This is a genomic window from Serratia sp. CY84636, from assembly GCF_052166245.1.
In the GTDB taxonomy this organism is placed as follows: domain Bacteria; phylum Pseudomonadota; class Gammaproteobacteria; order Enterobacterales; family Enterobacteriaceae; genus Serratia; species Serratia nevei.
Genome location: NZ_JBJNOX010000021.1, coordinates 14,515 through 30,910, shown reverse-complemented (window position 1 = coordinate 30,910; position 16,396 = coordinate 14,515). Strand labels below are relative to the sequence as shown.

Sequence of the window (16,396 nt, the reverse complement as noted above, 5' to 3'; positions counted from 1 at the left end):
GTCTACCTGTACTGGCGTTGAAATGTTCCGCAAACTGCTGGACGAAGGCCGTGCTGGTGAGAACGTAGGTGTTCTGCTGCGTGGTATCAAACGTGAAGAAATCGAACGTGGTCAGGTACTGGCGAAGCCAGGCTCTATCAAGCCGCACACCCAGTTCGAATCTGAAGTGTACATCCTGAGCAAAGATGAAGGTGGTCGTCACACGCCATTCTTCAAAGGCTACCGTCCACAGTTCTACTTCCGTACCACTGACGTGACCGGTACCATCGAACTGCCAGAAGGCGTAGAAATGGTAATGCCAGGCGACAACGTGAACATGGTTGTAACCCTGATTCACCCAATCGCGATGGACGACGGTCTGCGTTTCGCAATCCGTGAAGGCGGCCGTACCGTTGGCGCAGGTGTTGTTGCTAAAGTTATCGCTTAATCGCTGATAAAGTTTGACGCGACACGCGGTAAAAGGGCATCATTTGATGCCCTTTTTCTACGCTGTGAACTAGAACCTATCTCATCAGCGATTTTGCAGTCATAATCATTGGTGAGATGGGCTCTTAAACCGTATTGACTGAAATACGTCATAGCGTAAAACACCGGGATAGCGCTGAAGCGGTATCCGATCGGTTTGGTTTGCCTCGCAATGCGAGGCAAAGTTGTTTGTTCTGAATCATCATTGTGACAGGTTGGTTTATGAGTGCGAATACCGAGGCTCAAGGGAGCGGACGCGGCCTGGAAGCGGCAAAGTGGCTGATCGTCGCCGTTCTGTTGGTTGTGGCTATTGTCGGTAACTATTACTACCGTGATTTAAGCCTGCCATTGCGCGCGCTGGCAGTTGTGCTGATCATCGCCGTTGCAGGTGCAGTGGCTCTGATGACCACCAAAGGCAAAGCCACCGTTGCGTTTGCCCGCGAAGCGCGTACCGAAGTACGTAAAGTGATTTGGCCAACTCGTCAGGAAACGCTACACACCACGTTGATCGTTGCCGCGGTAACCGCCGTGATGTCACTGATTCTGTGGGGGCTGGATGGTATTCTGGTCCGTCTGGTGTCGTTTATTACTGGCCTGAGGTTCTAAAATGTCTGAAGCTCCAAAAAAACGTTGGTACGTCGTTCAGGCGTTTTCCGGTTTTGAAGGTCGCGTAGCACAATCGCTGCGTGAACACATCAAACTGCACGATATGGAAGAGCTGTTCGGCGAAGTGATGGTGCCTACGGAGGAAGTGGTTGAAATCCGTGGCGGCCAGCGTCGCAAGAGCGAGCGTAAGTTCTTCCCTGGCTACGTGCTGGTGCAGATGGTGATGAATGACGCCAGCTGGCACCTGGTGCGCAGCGTACCGCGCGTCATGGGGTTCATCGGCGGTACGTCTGACCGTCCTGCGCCAATCAGCGATAAAGAAGTTGATGCGATCATGAACCGCCTGCAGCAGGTTGGTGACAAGCCGCGTCCGAAAACGCTGTTCGAACCGGGCGAGCTGGTGCGCGTCAACGACGGCCCGTTTGCCGATTTCAACGGTGTGGTCGAAGAAGTCGATTACGAGAAGAGCCGCCTGAAAGTTTCCGTTTCCATCTTTGGCCGTGCAACGCCGGTGGAACTGGACTTCAGCCAGGTTGAGAAAGGCTGATCGAATAATCAGCAATGAGTGGCGCGTTGCCGCTTGTCAAAGGCGCGAAATTGAACTACAATTTCGCGCCTTTTGTTTTTAGATGCCTTGCCTGATGCATGTTGGGCGGGGTGAAACACGGGGAGCCTCTTACGAGGCGATACTACCCAAACCGAGGAAATTTAAATGGCTAAGAAAGTACAAGCCTACGTCAAGCTGCAAGTTGCAGCTGGTATGGCGAACCCGAGCCCACCAGTGGGTCCAGCTCTGGGTCAGCAGGGCGTTAACATCATGGAATTCTGTAAGGCATTCAACGCTAAGACTGACAGCGTTGAAAAAGGTCTGCCGATTCCGGTTGTTATCACCGTTTATTCTGATCGCTCCTTCACTTTCGTTACCAAAACCCCGCCAGCAGCAGTTCTGCTGAAAAAAGCGGCTGGTATCAAGTCTGGTTCCGGTAAGCCGAACAAAGACAAAGTAGGTAAAGTGACCCGTGCTCAGGTACGTGAAATCGCAGAAACCAAAGCTGCGGACATGACTGGTTCTGACGTTGAAGCGATGACTCGCTCCATCGAAGGTACCGCTCGTTCCATGGGCCTGGTAGTGGAGGATTAAGAGATGGCTAAGCTGACCAAGCGCATGCGCGTGATCCGTGACAAAGTTGATGCTACTAAACAGTATGACATCACTGAAGCTGTTGCTCTGCTGAAAGAGCTGGCCACCGCTAAATTCGTAGAAAGCGTTGACGTTGCCGTTAACCTCGGCATCGACGCTCGTAAATCTGACCAAAACGTTCGTGGCGCTACCGTTCTGCCACACGGCACCGGTCGTTCCGTTCGCGTTGCCGTATTTGCCCAAGGCGCTAACGCTGAAGCAGCGAAAGCTGCCGGCGCAGAGCTGGTAGGTATGGACGATCTGGCTGACCAGATCAAGAAAGGCGAAATGAACTTCGACGTTGTTATTGCTTCCCCGGATGCAATGCGCGTTGTTGGTCAACTGGGCCAGATCCTGGGTCCACGCGGCCTGATGCCAAACCCGAAAGTGGGTACCGTTACTCCGAACGTTGCTGAAGCAGTGAAAAACGCTAAAGCAGGTCAGGTTCGCTACCGTAACGACAAAAACGGCATCATCCATACCACTATCGGTAAGGTTGATTTCGACGCAGACAAACTGAAAGAAAACCTGGAAGCCCTGCTGGTTGCGCTGAAAAAAGCAAAACCTTCTCAGGCGAAAGGCATGTACATCAAGAAAGTTAGCCTCTCCACCACCATGGGTGCTGGCGTTGCTATCGATCAGAGCGGTCTGTCTGCTGCAGCGAACTAATCGCATTTGCGATTATCGCTTTGACTTGGGGCCAAGATTTGTCTAGAATCTTATGCCCCAAGGTTTTGCTATTGGCTATGCCGTAGGCAAAACAAAGATTTTTCGGTTGGAGCCTGGCCTATCCAGGCCTCCGTCCAAGACCGCAGGTGTATCGCAAGATACTTAATCCTTCCTGCGTAGACGGTGACAGAGCCTAAGAAAATTTTTCTTTTTTATAAAAGAATGTCTTTGCTGGATTCTGCTCACCGTGTTAAGCCGCTCGGCGTGGCGTTTTACAAAGCGCCGAGTGAAGTGAGTTCCGGGGGATTTTCCCCGGCTAATCCAGGAGCAAAAAGCTAATGGCATTAAATCTTCAAGACAAACAAGCGATTGTTGCTGAAGTCAGCGAAGTAGCCAAAGGCGCGCTGTCTGCGGTTGTTGCGGATTCCCGCGGCGTTACCGTAGATAAAATGACTGAACTGCGTAAAGCAGGTCGTGAAGCTGGCGTTTACATGCGTGTTGTTCGCAACACCCTGATGCGTCGCGTAGTTGAAGGCACTCCATTCGAATGCCTGAAAGACACGTTTGTCGGTCCTACCTTGATTGCATTCTCTCACGAACACCCGGGCGCTGCTGCTCGTCTGTTCAAAGAGTTCGCGAAAGCGAATGCAAAATTCGAGGTTAAAGCTGCGGCCTTTGAAGGTGAGCTGATCCCAGCGGCGCAAATCGACCGCCTGGCGACGCTGCCAACTTACGAAGAAGCGATCGCACGCCTGATGGCAACCATGAAAGAAGCCGCTGCCGGCAAACTGGTTCGCACTCTGGCTGCAGTACGCGATCAGAAAGAAGCGGCGTAAGCCACTCTTTCTTAGCCTTTGCTAACGTATTTAAACTATTTCTGAATTTTAGGAACAATTGTTATGTCTATCACTAAAGACCAAATCCTGGAAGCAGTTGCCGCTATGTCCGTAATGGACGTTGTTGAACTGGTTTCCGCTATGGAAGAAAAATTCGGCGTTTCTGCTGCTGCTGCTGTAGCTGTTGCTGCTGGCCCAGCTGAAGCTGCTGAAGAGAAAACTGAATTCGACGTTATCCTGAAAGCTGCAGGCGCTAACAAAGTTGCTGTTATCAAAGCAGTACGTGGCGCTACCGGCCTGGGTCTGAAAGAAGCTAAAGACCTGGTTGAATCTGCTCCAGCCGCTCTGAAAGAAGGCGTGAGCAAAGATGACGCAGAAACTCTGAAAAAATCTCTGGAAGAAGCTGGCGCAGAAGTTGAAGTTAAATAAGCCAACCTTTCCGGTTGCAGCCTAGTCTTTTAGGCTGATGGCTGGTGACTTTTTAGTCACCAGCCTTTTTGCGCTGTAGGGCGCCAGTAGCGTTTCACACTGTTTGGCTGCTGGTTTCGCCTCCCAATGTTTGTTTCTATTGACGACTTAATATACCGCGGTCTTTGCACTACCAGGAGTTCTGGGGGAAGACGCGATGAAATGGTTTAAGCGTGATAGCAAGAGACATTGCGGAAAGTGTTCCCGCTTTCCGGTCGACAAAACGGTGTTGCATGAACTGTCCCTAATCGGACGGACAGATTGGGTCACTGATCAGCGAGCTGAGGAACCCTATGGTTTACTCCTATACCGAGAAAAAACGTATTCGTAAGGATTTTGGTAAACGTCCACAAGTGCTGGACATACCATATCTCCTTTCTATCCAGCTTGACTCGTTCCAGAAGTTTATCGAGCAAGATCCAGAAGGGCAGTACGGCCTTGAAGCCGCATTCCGTTCTGTTTTCCCTATCCAGAGCTACAGTGGCAATTCGGAGCTGCAATACGTTAGCTACCGTCTTGGTGAGCCGGTCTTCGACGTCAAAGAGTGCCAGATCCGTGGTGTGACGTTCTCTGCACCGCTGCGCGTAAAACTGCGCCTGGTTATCTATGAGCGCGAAGCGCCTGAAGGTACGGTCAAAGACATCAAGGAACAAGAAGTCTACATGGGCGAAATTCCGCTCATGACCGAAAACGGCACCTTTGTGATCAACGGTACTGAGAGGGTTATCGTATCTCAGTTGCACCGTAGTCCTGGCGTATTCTTCGACAGCGATAAGGGTAAAACCCACTCCTCGGGTAAAGTGCTGTACAACGCACGTATCATCCCTTACCGCGGTTCATGGTTGGACTTCGAGTTCGATCCGAAAGACAACCTGTTCGTGCGTATCGACCGTCGCCGCAAACTGCCTGCGACCATCATTCTGCGCGCGCTGAACTACACCACTGAACAGATCCTCGACCTGTTCTTTGACAAGATCGTCTTCGAAATCCGCGACAACAAGCTGCAGATGGAGCTGGTGCCAGAGCGCCTGCGTGGTGAGACCGCTTCGTTCGATATCGAAGCCAACGGCAAAATCTACGTAGAGAAAGGCCGTCGCATCACCGCTCGTCATATCCGTCAGCTGGAAAAAGACGACATTCAGAGCATTGAAGTACCGGTAGAGTACATCGCGGGCAAAGTGGTCGCGAAAGACTATATCGATACCAATACCGGCGAACTGATCTGCGCAGCCAACATGGAGCTGTCGCTGGATCTGCTGGCCAAGCTGAGCCAGTCCGGCCACAAGCGCATCGAAACGCTGTTCACCAACGATCTGGATCACGGCGCGTACATCTCTGAAACGCTGCGTGTCGATCCGACCAATGATCGTCTGAGCTCGCTGGTAGAAATCTACCGCATGATGCGCCCTGGTGAGCCGCCAACGCGCGAAGCTGCCGAAAGCCTGTTCGAGAACCTGTTCTTCTCCGAAGACCGCTACGATCTGTCCGCGGTGGGTCGCATGAAGTTCAACCGTTCTCTGCTGCGCGACGAGATCGAAGGTTCGGGCATCCTGAGCAAAGACGACATCATCGAAGTGATGAAGAAGCTCATCGATATCCGTAACGGCAAGGGCGAAGTGGACGATATCGACCACTTGGGCAACCGTCGTATCCGCTCCGTCGGCGAAATGGCCGAGAACCAGTTCCGCGTAGGTCTGGTGCGTGTTGAGCGTGCGGTGAAAGAGCGTCTGTCTCTGGGCGATCTGGATACCTTGATGCCTCAGGACATGATCAACGCCAAGCCGATTTCGGCGGCGGTGAAAGAGTTCTTCGGCTCCAGCCAGCTGTCCCAGTTCATGGACCAGAACAATCCGCTGTCCGAGATCACGCACAAGCGTCGTATCTCCGCACTGGGCCCGGGCGGTCTGACCCGTGAGCGCGCCGGCTTTGAAGTTCGAGACGTACACCCGACCCACTACGGCCGTGTGTGCCCAATCGAAACGCCGGAAGGTCCAAACATCGGTCTGATCAACTCCCTGTCCGTGTACGCACAGACTAACGAGTATGGCTTCCTGGAAACCCCGTACCGCCGCGTGCGTGACGGCGTGGTGACCGATGAAATCAACTACCTGTCTGCTATTGAAGAAGGCAACTTCGTTATCGCCCAGGCGAACTCCAACCTGGATGAAGAAGGCCGCTTCGTAGAAGACCTGGTCACCTGTCGTAGCAAAGGCGAATCAAGCCTGTTCAGCCGCGACCAGGTTGACTACATGGACGTATCCACCCAACAGGTTGTTTCCGTTGGTGCTTCACTGATTCCATTCCTGGAACACGATGACGCCAACCGCGCATTGATGGGTGCGAACATGCAACGTCAGGCCGTACCAACCCTGCGCGCTGACAAGCCGCTGGTCGGTACCGGTATGGAACGCGCTGTAGCGGTTGACTCCGGCGTAACCGCCGTTGCCAAACGCGGCGGTGTGATCCAGTACGTGGATGCTTCCCGTATCGTTATCAAAGTTAACGAAGACGAGATGTACCCGGGCGAAGCAGGTATCGATATTTACAACCTGACCAAGTACACCCGTTCTAACCAGAACACCTGCATCAACCAGATGCCGTGTGTGAATCTGGGTGAGCCAATCGAGCGCGGCGACGTGCTGGCGGATGGCCCATCGACAGACCTGGGCGAACTGGCACTGGGCCAGAACATGCGCGTAGCGTTCATGCCTTGGAACGGCTACAACTTCGAAGACTCCATCTTGGTCTCCGAGCGCGTGGTGCAGGAAGATCGCTTCACCACCATCCACATTCAGGAACTGGCGTGCGTGTCTCGCGACACCAAGCTGGGGCCTGAAGAGATCACCGCCGACATCCCTAACGTGGGTGAAGCTGCGCTCTCCAAGCTGGATGAATCCGGTATCGTGTATATCGGTGCTGAAGTGACCGGCGGTGACATTCTGGTCGGTAAGGTAACGCCTAAAGGCGAAACCCAACTGACGCCGGAAGAGAAGCTGCTGCGTGCGATCTTCGGTGAGAAAGCGTCTGACGTTAAAGACTCTTCTCTGCGTGTACCGAACGGCGTTTCCGGTACGGTTATCGACGTGCAGGTCTTCACCCGCGATGGCGTGGAAAAAGACAAGCGTGCGTTGGAAATCGAAGAGATGCAGCTGAAGCAGGCGAAGAAAGACCTGACTGAAGAACTGCAGATCCTGGAAGCCGGCCTGTTTGCACGTATCCACGCGGTGCTGGTTGCCGGTGGCATCGAAGCCGACAAGCTGAGCAAGCTGCCGCGCGATCGCTGGCTGGAACTGGGCCTGACCGACGAAGAGAAGCAAAACCAGCTGGAGCAGCTGGCTGAGCAGTACGACGAACTGAAATCTGACTTCGAGAAGAAGCTGGAAGCCAAGCGTCGTAAGATCACTCAGGGCGACGATCTGGCCCCGGGCGTGCTGAAAATCGTCAAGGTTTATCTGGCCGTTAAGCGTCAGATCCAACCGGGTGACAAGATGGCGGGCCGCCACGGTAACAAGGGTGTTATCTCCAAGATCAACCCGATCGAAGATATGCCTTACGATGAAAACGGCACGCCGGTAGACATCGTACTGAACCCGCTGGGCGTACCATCACGTATGAACATCGGTCAGATCCTGGAAACCCACCTGGGTATGGCTGCGAAAGGCATCGGTGAGAAAATCAACCAGATGCTGAAGCAGCAGCAGGAAGTGGCCAAGCTGCGTGAGTTCATCCAGAAGGCCTACGATCTGGGCGACGACGTTTGCCAGAAAGTTGACCTGAACACCTTCAGCGACGACGAAGTGCTGCGTCTGGCAGAGAACCTGAAAAAAGGTATGCCGATCGCAACGCCGGTGTTTGACGGTGCGAAAGAGACTGAAATCAAGAAGCTGCTGGAAATGGGCGGTATCCCGACCTCCGGTCAGATCACGCTGTTCGATGGCCGTACCGGTGAGCAATTCGAGCGCCAGGTTACTGTCGGCTATATGTACATGCTGAAACTGAACCACTTGGTTGACGATAAAATGCACGCCCGTTCAACCGGTTCTTACAGCTTGGTTACTCAGCAACCTCTGGGTGGTAAAGCGCAGTTCGGTGGTCAACGCTTCGGTGAGATGGAAGTGTGGGCACTGGAAGCATACGGCGCGGCTTATACCCTGCAGGAAATGCTCACCGTTAAGTCGGATGACGTTAACGGCCGTACCAAGATGTACAAAAACATCGTGGATGGCGACCACCGGATGGAGCCAGGCATGCCGGAATCCTTCAACGTACTGTTGAAAGAAATCCGCTCGCTCGGCATCAACATCGAACTGGAAGACGAGTAATCGTCATTCCGGCTCAGGCTCCCCGCCTAAGGGAGCCTGAGGGTGGTTGTTCAGGTCACACGGGTACCTACTGCGGTTGTGGGTACCCAACAGGTTTAACTCCGACAGGAGCCAATCCGTGAAAGACTTATTGAAGTTTCTGAAAGCGCAAACTAAGACCGAAGAGTTTGATGCGATCAAGATTGCTCTGGCTTCGCCAGACATGATCCGTTCGTGGTCGTTCGGTGAAGTTAAGAAGCCGGAAACCATTAACTACCGTACGTTCAAACCAGAGCGTGACGGCCTTTTCTGCGCCCGTATCTTCGGGCCGGTAAAAGATTACGAGTGCCTGTGCGGTAAGTACAAGCGCTTGAAACACCGCGGCGTGATCTGTGAGAAGTGCGGCGTTGAAGTGACCCAGACCAAAGTGCGTCGTGAGCGCATGGGCCACATCGAGCTGGCTTCGCCGACCGCGCACATCTGGTTCCTGAAATCGCTGCCATCCCGCATCGGTTTGCTGCTGGATATGCCGCTGCGTGACATCGAACGCGTACTGTACTTCGAATCCTATGTGGTGGTCGAAGGCGGTATGACCAACCTCGAGCGCCGTCAGATCCTGACCGAAGAGCAGTATCTGGACGCGCTGGAAGAGTTCGGTGACGAATTCGACGCCAAGATGGGTGCGGAAGCTATTCAGGCCCTGTTGAAAAACATGGATCTGGAAGCCGAGTGCGAGCAGCTGCGTGAAGAGCTGAACGAAACCAACTCCGAAACCAAGCGCAAGAAGCTGACCAAGCGTATCAAGCTGCTGGAAGCGTTCGTACAGTCTGGTAACAAGCCAGAGTGGATGATCCTGACCGTGCTGCCGGTACTGCCGCCGGATCTGCGCCCGCTGGTTCCGCTGGATGGCGGTCGTTTCGCGACGTCGGATCTGAACGATCTGTATCGCCGCGTGATCAACCGTAACAACCGTCTGAAACGCCTGCTGGATCTGGCTGCGCCTGACATCATCGTGCGCAACGAAAAGCGTATGCTGCAAGAAGCGGTAGACGCCCTGCTGGATAACGGCCGTCGCGGTCGTGCCATCACCGGTTCCAACAAACGTCCTCTGAAATCTTTGGCCGACATGATCAAAGGTAAGCAGGGTCGTTTCCGTCAGAACCTGCTCGGTAAGCGTGTTGACTACTCAGGCCGTTCCGTCATCACCGTAGGTCCATACCTGCGTCTGCATCAGTGCGGTCTGCCTAAAAAGATGGCGCTGGAGCTGTTCAAACCGTTCATCTACGGCAAGTTGGAGCTGCGTGGCCTGGCCACCACCATCAAAGCCGCCAAGAAAATGGTTGAGCGTGAAGAAGCCGTCGTTTGGGATATCCTGGACGAAGTGATCCGCGAACACCCGGTACTGCTGAACCGTGCACCAACCCTGCACCGTTTGGGTATCCAGGCGTTTGAACCGGTTCTGATCGAAGGTAAAGCGATCCAGCTGCACCCGCTGGTTTGTGCGGCCTATAACGCCGACTTCGATGGTGACCAGATGGCTGTTCACGTACCGCTGACGCTGGAAGCCCAGCTGGAAGCGCGTGCGCTGATGATGTCCACCAACAACATCCTGTCCCCAGCGAACGGCGAGCCAATCATCGTTCCTTCTCAGGACGTTGTACTGGGTCTGTACTACATGACCCGCGACTGTGTTAACGCCAAGGGCGAAGGCATGGTGCTGAACGGTTCCAAAGAAGCTGAGCGTGTTTACCGCGCCGGCCTGGCGTCTCTGCATGCGCGCGTTAAAGTGCGTATCACCGAAGACGTCAAAAACGCCGAAGGCGAATGGACTTCTCAGACCAGCATCATCGACACCACCATCGGCCGCGCCATCCTGTGGATGATCGTACCGAAAGGTCTGCCGTACTCGATCGTTAACCAGCCTTTGGGCAAGAAAGCGATCTCCAAGATGCTGAACACCTGTTACCGCATCCTGGGCCTGAAGCCGACCGTTATCTTTGCTGACCAGATCATGTACACCGGTTTTGCTTACGCAGCCCGTTCCGGCGCTTCCGTAGGTATCGACGACATGGTTATCCCGGCCAAGAAAGCGGAGATCATCGAAGAAGCGGAAACCGAAGTTGCCGAGATCCAGGAGCAGTTCCAGTCTGGTCTGGTTACCGCCGGCGAACGCTACAACAAAGTGATCGATATCTGGGCTGCAGCGAACGAACGCGTTGCGAAAGCGATGATGGAAAACCTGTCGGTAGAAGACGTGGTTAACCGTGACGGCGAAGTGGAACAGCAAGTTTCCTTCAACAGCATCTTTATGATGGCCGACTCCGGTGCGCGTGGTTCCGCCGCTCAGATTCGTCAGCTGGCCGGTATGCGTGGTCTGATGGCGAAGCCGGACGGCTCCATCATCGAAACGCCAATCACCGCGAACTTCCGTGAAGGTCTGAACGTACTCCAGTACTTCATCTCCACCCACGGTGCTCGTAAAGGTCTGGCGGATACCGCACTGAAAACCGCGAACTCCGGTTATCTGACCCGTCGTCTGGTTGACGTGGCGCAGGATCTGGTGGTGACCGAAGACGACTGTGGCACCCACGACGGCATCCTGATGACTCCGGTTATCGAAGGTGGCGACGTGAAAGAGCCACTGCGTGAACGCGTTCTGGGCCGTGTGACGGCAGAAGACGTCCTCAAGCCGGGTACGGCGGACATTCTGGTGCCACGCAACACCCTGCTGAACGAGAAGGCGTGTGACCTGTTGGAAGAGAACTCTGTCGACAGCGTTAAAGTCCGTTCCGTGGTGAGCTGTGAAACCGACTTTGGTGTGTGTGCAAACTGCTACGGTCGCGACCTGGCACGTGGCCACATCATCAACAAAGGTGAAGCCATCGGCGTTATCGCGGCACAGTCCATCGGTGAGCCGGGTACACAGCTGACGATGCGTACGTTCCACATCGGTGGTGCGGCATCTCGTGCGGCTGCTGAATCCAGCATCCAGGTGAAAAACAAGGGTAGCCTCAAGCTGAGCAACGCGAAGTTCGTTATGAACGCCGCAGGCAAGCTGGTGATCACCTCGCGTAACACCGAACTGAAACTGATCGACGAATTCGGCCGTACCAAAGAAAGCTACAAGGTGCCTTACGGTGCCGTGATGGGCAAAGGCGACGGTGAAGAAGTTAACGGCGGCGAAACCGTTGCTAACTGGGATCCGCACACCATGCCGGTCATCAGTGAAGTCAGCGGCTTCATTCGCTTCGCGGACATGGTTGACGGCCAGACCATTACTCGCCAGACCGACGAACTGACCGGTTTGTCTTCTCTGGTCGTTCTGGACAGCGCAGAGCGTACCGGTAGCGGTAAAGACCTGCGTCCGGCACTGAAAATCGTTGACGCTCAGGGCGAAGACGTATTGATCCCAGGCACCGATATGCCTGCTCAATACTTCCTGCCGGGCAAAGCGATCGTTCAGCTGGAAGACGGCATTCAGATCGGTGCGGGTGATACCCTGGCGCGTATTCCTCAGGAATCCGGCGGTACCAAGGATATTACCGGTGGTCTGCCGCGCGTTGCCGACCTGTTCGAAGCACGTCGTCCGAAAGAGCCGGCAATCCTGGCTGAAATCAGCGGGATTATCTCGTTCGGTAAAGAGACCAAAGGCAAACGTCGCCTGGTGATCTCTCCGCTGGACGGCAGCGACGCTTACGAAGAGATGATTCCGAAATGGCGTCAGCTCAACGTGTTCGAAGGCGAAGTGGTGGAACGTGGTGACGTCGTTTCCGACGGCCCAGAGTCTCCGCACGACATTCTGCGTCTGCGTGGTGTGCATGCGGTTACCCGCTACATCACCAACGAAGTGCAGGAAGTTTACCGTCTGCAAGGCGTTAAGATTAACGATAAGCACATCGAAGTTATCGTTCGTCAGATGCTGCGTAAAGGCACCATCGTTAGCGCTGGTGGCTCCGAGTTCCTGGAAGGCGAGCAGGCTGAAGTGTCTCGCGTCAAGATTGCCAACCGTCAGCTGGAAGCTGAAGGTAAAATCGCGGCAACCTTCTCGCGCGATCTGCTGGGTATCACCAAGGCTTCCTTGGCGACCGAGTCCTTCATCTCCGCTGCATCGTTCCAGGAAACGACGCGCGTTCTGACCGAAGCTGCCGTAGCCGGCAAGCGTGATGAACTGCGTGGCCTGAAAGAGAACGTCATCGTGGGCCGTCTGATCCCAGCCGGTACCGGTTACGCTTATCATCAGGATCGCATGCGTCGTCGTGCTCAGGGTGAAGCGCCGGTTGTTCCGCAAGTCAGCGCGGAAGAAGCGACGGCTAACCTGGCCGAGCTGCTCAACGCAGGCCTGGGCGGCAGCGACGACGAGTAATCGTCATCCGCGCCGCGGGCCCGGCATGCCGGGCCCATCGCCAGATAAACCGCTCCCTCGGGGGCGGTTTTTTTTCGCCTCATGCCGGGGCCAAGCAAACTTTGCTACTATGGTTACAGCAGAAATTGACCGGCGCTTTTTACCAAACAACCAAGGACAGTGCGAACATGGACAGCCTCATTACCTTCGAAAAATTGACGGCGCAACACCTGCCTTACCTGTATGAGATCCGCTTTTCCGTTGAAGAAAACCTGCTGCACCCGCATCAGATCCAGTACCTGCAGCGTAAACAGGCGCTGGAGGACATCAACCAGGGCGGCGGCTGGATCTGCAAGCATGGCGACGACTATGCCGGCGTTGGCTTCGGGCTATTCATCCCTGAACCGCTGATCGGCGGTCTGTTCGTGAAGCCGGAATACCAGTCGAAGGGGATCGGCTCCGCCTTGCTGGCCCGGGTCACTCACTGGATGTTTGAGCACGGCGCCGAAGCGATCCACTTAACCACCGATCCTGGCTCCAAAGCCGAAGGCTTTTATCAACATCACGGCTGGGCCGTGGTCGGGCAGGATGAGTTCGGCCAGGCCGAACTGGTGAAACGTAAAGAGGGTGAATAATGACAATCAAAGGATTGATGACGTTACTGCTGCTTTCGCTGTTCAGTGCACCGTTGTATGCGGCCGTTGACTATTTTTACCTGAAACCGCTCGACGGCGAGAAGATCAAGATAACCCGGCAGATGCTGGAGGCGATGCCGGCGCACACGATTAAAACCTCGACCAATTTCACCCCGGAAGATACGTTCACCGGCGTTGAGTTTGCCGAGCTGGTGAAAGCCTATCACCTGAAAGGCCAGTCGGTGCGCGCTTTCGCCTGGGACGATTACTCCTACTCGATGCCGATAGACGAGATGATTAAATACCGCGTGATCGTCGCCTATCAGCGCGGTGGCAAGCCGATCGACGTTGGGGAGCTGGGGCCGTTCGCCATTATTTATCCGCGCGATGGCTACGCCGAGCTGAATAACCTGGATGTGAATGCGAAAACCGTCTGGCAAGTTAAACGGCTGGAGCTGAAATAAGATGAGCAAAAAACTGATCGGTACTCTTATCGCGTTGGTTGCCATCTTCTCCTTATTGATTTTGTTGATTGCCATTAACTTCGGCGGCGTAAAAGAGCGCTACAAGCAAATCGAGCCCAATCTGGACAACTACTCGGTGGCCGAGATCCTTTTTCTGGCGTTTGAAAGGACCAAAACCGCGCTGCTGCTCAGTGAAAACAACGACTACGACGCCTTCCAGATCAAAAAGAAAATCTTCTACTCGAAGATTCAGATCCTGGAGAGCCGTTCGACCTTCAGCAACTCTTTTTATTACGACGACGAGTTCATCAAGAATGTTGCGCTGCTGAAGCAGCAGTACCGCACGTTGGACGATCTCTCCGCCGGCTTGCTGGTGGGGCAGAAAAACAAGGCGGACATTCTCTCTTATATGGATGAGATTGAGGGTACGCTGGTCGATATCCAGGAAATTATTTATCGGATACAGATTAAAAACTTTACCGAAGTGAAAGGCATCATTCAGGACAACTCGAGTAAAGCCGAGATGTTCGCCATCTTTTCGCTGATTTTGGTGTTCCTGATGATGTTTCTGGTGCTGAGGAATGCCTTCTCGTTGAAAGAGATCATCAAGAACAAGAACATCTTCATTTCTTCCATCTACCACGAGATCGCCGGCTCGACCCAGGCCATCGTCATTGCCGCAGATATCATGGAACACGAGCTGGCGCAGGAAGAGTTGAAAAAAGAAGCCCGCCTAATCTCCTATCACGGTAATAAGATCGCCGAGCAAACGCGCGAGGTGATGGATTATTCTCGGCTTGAGATGGGAGAAGTTAAAATCAATATTTCCACCTTCCGGCTGAATGAGGTGGTGGACGATGCCGTAACCGGCATCGGCGCCGGGCGCGGCAATCGCCTCGTGATTCACCGTTCGTCTTATGCCGGCCTGATTGCTTCTGATAAATACAAGCTCTACCGAATATTGGCCAACCTGCTCAGCAACGCGGACAAATTTACCCACCGGGGCGTGGTTACCCTCAATGTGAAGCTGTGCCACGGCAATCTGTATTTGCGGGTGAAAGATACCGGCATCGGGTTTAACGTCGATAACCTGGATCGGTTATATAAGGCGTTCAATCAGGGGGTCGAAAGGGAAACGCGGCAGGGGTTGGGGCTGGGGCTGACCATTATCAAAAATTACGTCACGACGATGAAAGGCACCATTAAAGCCAAATCCGTCGAAGGAGTGGGCTCATCGTTTTTGATCCGCATCCCGGTCAAACTAATTAAAGAATAGGTTCGACAGCAGCAGCGAGGAGATAATCAGCGGCTTGGTCGGTTTTTCCACCAGGTGCACGTCATAGTGCAGGATCATATCGCCGATGTTTTTCTCGTAGTGATTCAGCTGGCCGGTCAGAATAATAATGCGGGCGTGCGGATCGAGAACGTCTTTAATTTTTTTCACGACGCGTTCGGAGGTTTCGCCGAAATCCAACAGCCAGTCCAGAATAAACGCCTCAAAGGACTGCTGTTCCAGCGCGGCCAGCATGGCGTCCGCCGTCTGAAAGGTCTCAGTCTCGATGCCGTATCGGCTGGCGATCTTCTTCAACAGTTCGAGAATATCGCCGTCATTATCCAGGATCGCGATACGCGGGGCCGGCAGGAAGTCTATCTTGTTGACTTTGTACAGCGGCGCACCGGCGGCATGTTCCCGATTGGTGCTGATGATAAAAAGATCGTCTTTTTTGTAGGCGTAGGTTTCGTCGTTGTCCGCTTGCGTGACCGGGCACTCGTCGACCTCAATGTTGCAGCGCTTGTGAATGCTGTTCATGATAAAGACGCCGTTATGCGTCCTTTGGCCGGCAAAGGGCTCGTTGAAATACTGGAAAACCTTTTTGACTTCATCGAGGGTGATGCCTCTTTTGCCATCCAGTTTCTGTTTGGCGCTGTTGTACTGAAGGTTCAGTATGTTGGCCATCGTGGAGGCATGCTTTCTGTCGCCAACTCCTTTCAGAGTGAGCAACGCGCTGATTGCATCGATGTAATTGGGCGTTTTCTTCATGACAACCTTGGCTTTTTTGATGTTGACCGCAAGCGCTGAAAAACCTGCGCAAGAACCCGTGCTGGATTATAGATGATGCCCCGGAGCTTGCGGCGATATCAGTTTGATTTTCCTTGGCAAACTCAGAACACACTCGATACTAAATAAAAAAACACTCAAAAGACATTCACATTTAACCGTTTATGTGGTTAATTAGCGCACATACTGTGTGATTCGCGTCCTGGGGGGGTGCCAGTCTCACAAAATAAACCGCCTGCTCTTGTCCGTAAGCAGGGAGCAGGCGGCAAAAAGATCCGCGGCCAACACCAGGGCCATTGGCAGCACCGGGGATGACGACTCGAACCTCTCTTCGTCGCTGTACCTTCTTTTTTCCTCTTTCCCCACTTTTC

Annotated in this window: 13 protein-coding genes; 12 read left to right on the top strand and 1 reads right to left on the bottom strand. The window is 53.8% G+C overall.

Annotated features, from left to right (window positions below; all coding sequences use genetic code 11):
- The 12 genes from ACJ8QI_RS24675 to ACJ8QI_RS24620 form a co-directional block, all read left to right on the top strand.
- Positions 1-427: EF-Tu/IF-2/RF-3 family GTPase (locus tag ACJ8QI_RS24675; protein ID WP_338405059.1), on the top strand; the 427-nt coding region annotated here is incomplete at its 5' end.
- 260 nt (positions 428-687) lie between these two features.
- A complete protein-coding gene (gene secE, locus ACJ8QI_RS24670) occupies positions 688-1,071 on the top strand; it encodes a preprotein translocase subunit SecE (protein WP_004929916.1) in 384 nt (127 codons plus the stop codon).
- 1 nt (position 1,072) lies between these two features.
- The gene (gene nusG, locus ACJ8QI_RS24665; RefSeq protein ID WP_004929914.1) at positions 1,073-1,618 is read left to right on the top strand and encodes a transcription termination/antitermination protein NusG; all 546 of its coding nucleotides are present in this window, start codon (positions 1,073-1,075) and stop codon (positions 1,616-1,618) included.
- A gap of 165 nt (positions 1,619-1,783) precedes the next feature.
- Entirely contained in the window at positions 1,784-2,212 is a 429-nt protein-coding gene (gene rplK / locus ACJ8QI_RS24660; RefSeq protein WP_015376316.1) for a 50S ribosomal protein L11, read from the top strand.
- 3 nt (positions 2,213-2,215) lie between these two features.
- Complete coding sequence (gene rplA, locus ACJ8QI_RS24655) at positions 2,216-2,920, top strand: 50S ribosomal protein L1 (protein WP_019456443.1); 705 nt, start codon at positions 2,216-2,218, stop codon at positions 2,918-2,920.
- A 338-nt stretch (positions 2,921-3,258) separates the two neighbouring features.
- Complete coding sequence (gene rplJ / locus ACJ8QI_RS24650) at positions 3,259-3,756, top strand: 50S ribosomal protein L10 (RefSeq protein WP_004929905.1); 498 nt, start codon at positions 3,259-3,261, stop codon at positions 3,754-3,756.
- 63 nt (positions 3,757-3,819) lie between these two features.
- On the top strand, positions 3,820-4,185 hold the full coding sequence (gene rplL / locus ACJ8QI_RS24645) for a 50S ribosomal protein L7/L12 (protein WP_442533199.1): 366 nt from the start codon (positions 3,820-3,822) through the stop codon (positions 4,183-4,185).
- A 332-nt stretch (positions 4,186-4,517) separates the two neighbouring features.
- Positions 4,518-8,546, top strand: a complete 4,029-nt coding sequence (gene rpoB / locus ACJ8QI_RS24640) for a DNA-directed RNA polymerase subunit beta (protein WP_004929900.1) — start codon at positions 4,518-4,520, stop codon at positions 8,544-8,546.
- A gap of 118 nt (positions 8,547-8,664) precedes the next feature.
- The gene (gene rpoC / locus ACJ8QI_RS24635; protein WP_047729347.1) at positions 8,665-12,888 is read left to right on the top strand and encodes a DNA-directed RNA polymerase subunit beta'; all 4,224 of its coding nucleotides are present in this window, start codon (positions 8,665-8,667) and stop codon (positions 12,886-12,888) included.
- 167 nt (positions 12,889-13,055) lie between these two features.
- Complete coding sequence (locus ACJ8QI_RS24630; RefSeq protein ID WP_049202132.1) at positions 13,056-13,502, top strand: GNAT family N-acetyltransferase; 447 nt, start codon at positions 13,056-13,058, stop codon at positions 13,500-13,502.
- Complete coding sequence (locus ACJ8QI_RS24625; RefSeq protein ID WP_049202133.1) at positions 13,502-13,966, top strand: oxidoreductase; 465 nt, start codon at positions 13,502-13,504, stop codon at positions 13,964-13,966. The genes ACJ8QI_RS24630 and ACJ8QI_RS24625 overlap by 1 nt, the downstream gene beginning before the upstream one ends.
- Position 13,967: 1 nt before the next feature.
- The gene (locus tag ACJ8QI_RS24620) at positions 13,968-15,242 is read left to right on the top strand and encodes a sensor histidine kinase (protein WP_442533198.1); all 1,275 of its coding nucleotides are present in this window, start codon (positions 13,968-13,970) and stop codon (positions 15,240-15,242) included.
- Here ACJ8QI_RS24620 and ACJ8QI_RS24615 read toward each other — a convergent pair.
- Positions 15,228-15,923 carry a response regulator gene (locus ACJ8QI_RS24615; RefSeq protein ID WP_232734454.1) on the bottom strand — a complete coding sequence of 232 codons (696 nt, stop codon included), beginning with the start codon at positions 15,921-15,923 and terminating at the stop codon, positions 15,228-15,230. The genes ACJ8QI_RS24620 and ACJ8QI_RS24615 overlap by 15 nt on opposite strands.
- Positions 15,924-16,396 lie beyond the last annotated feature (473 nt).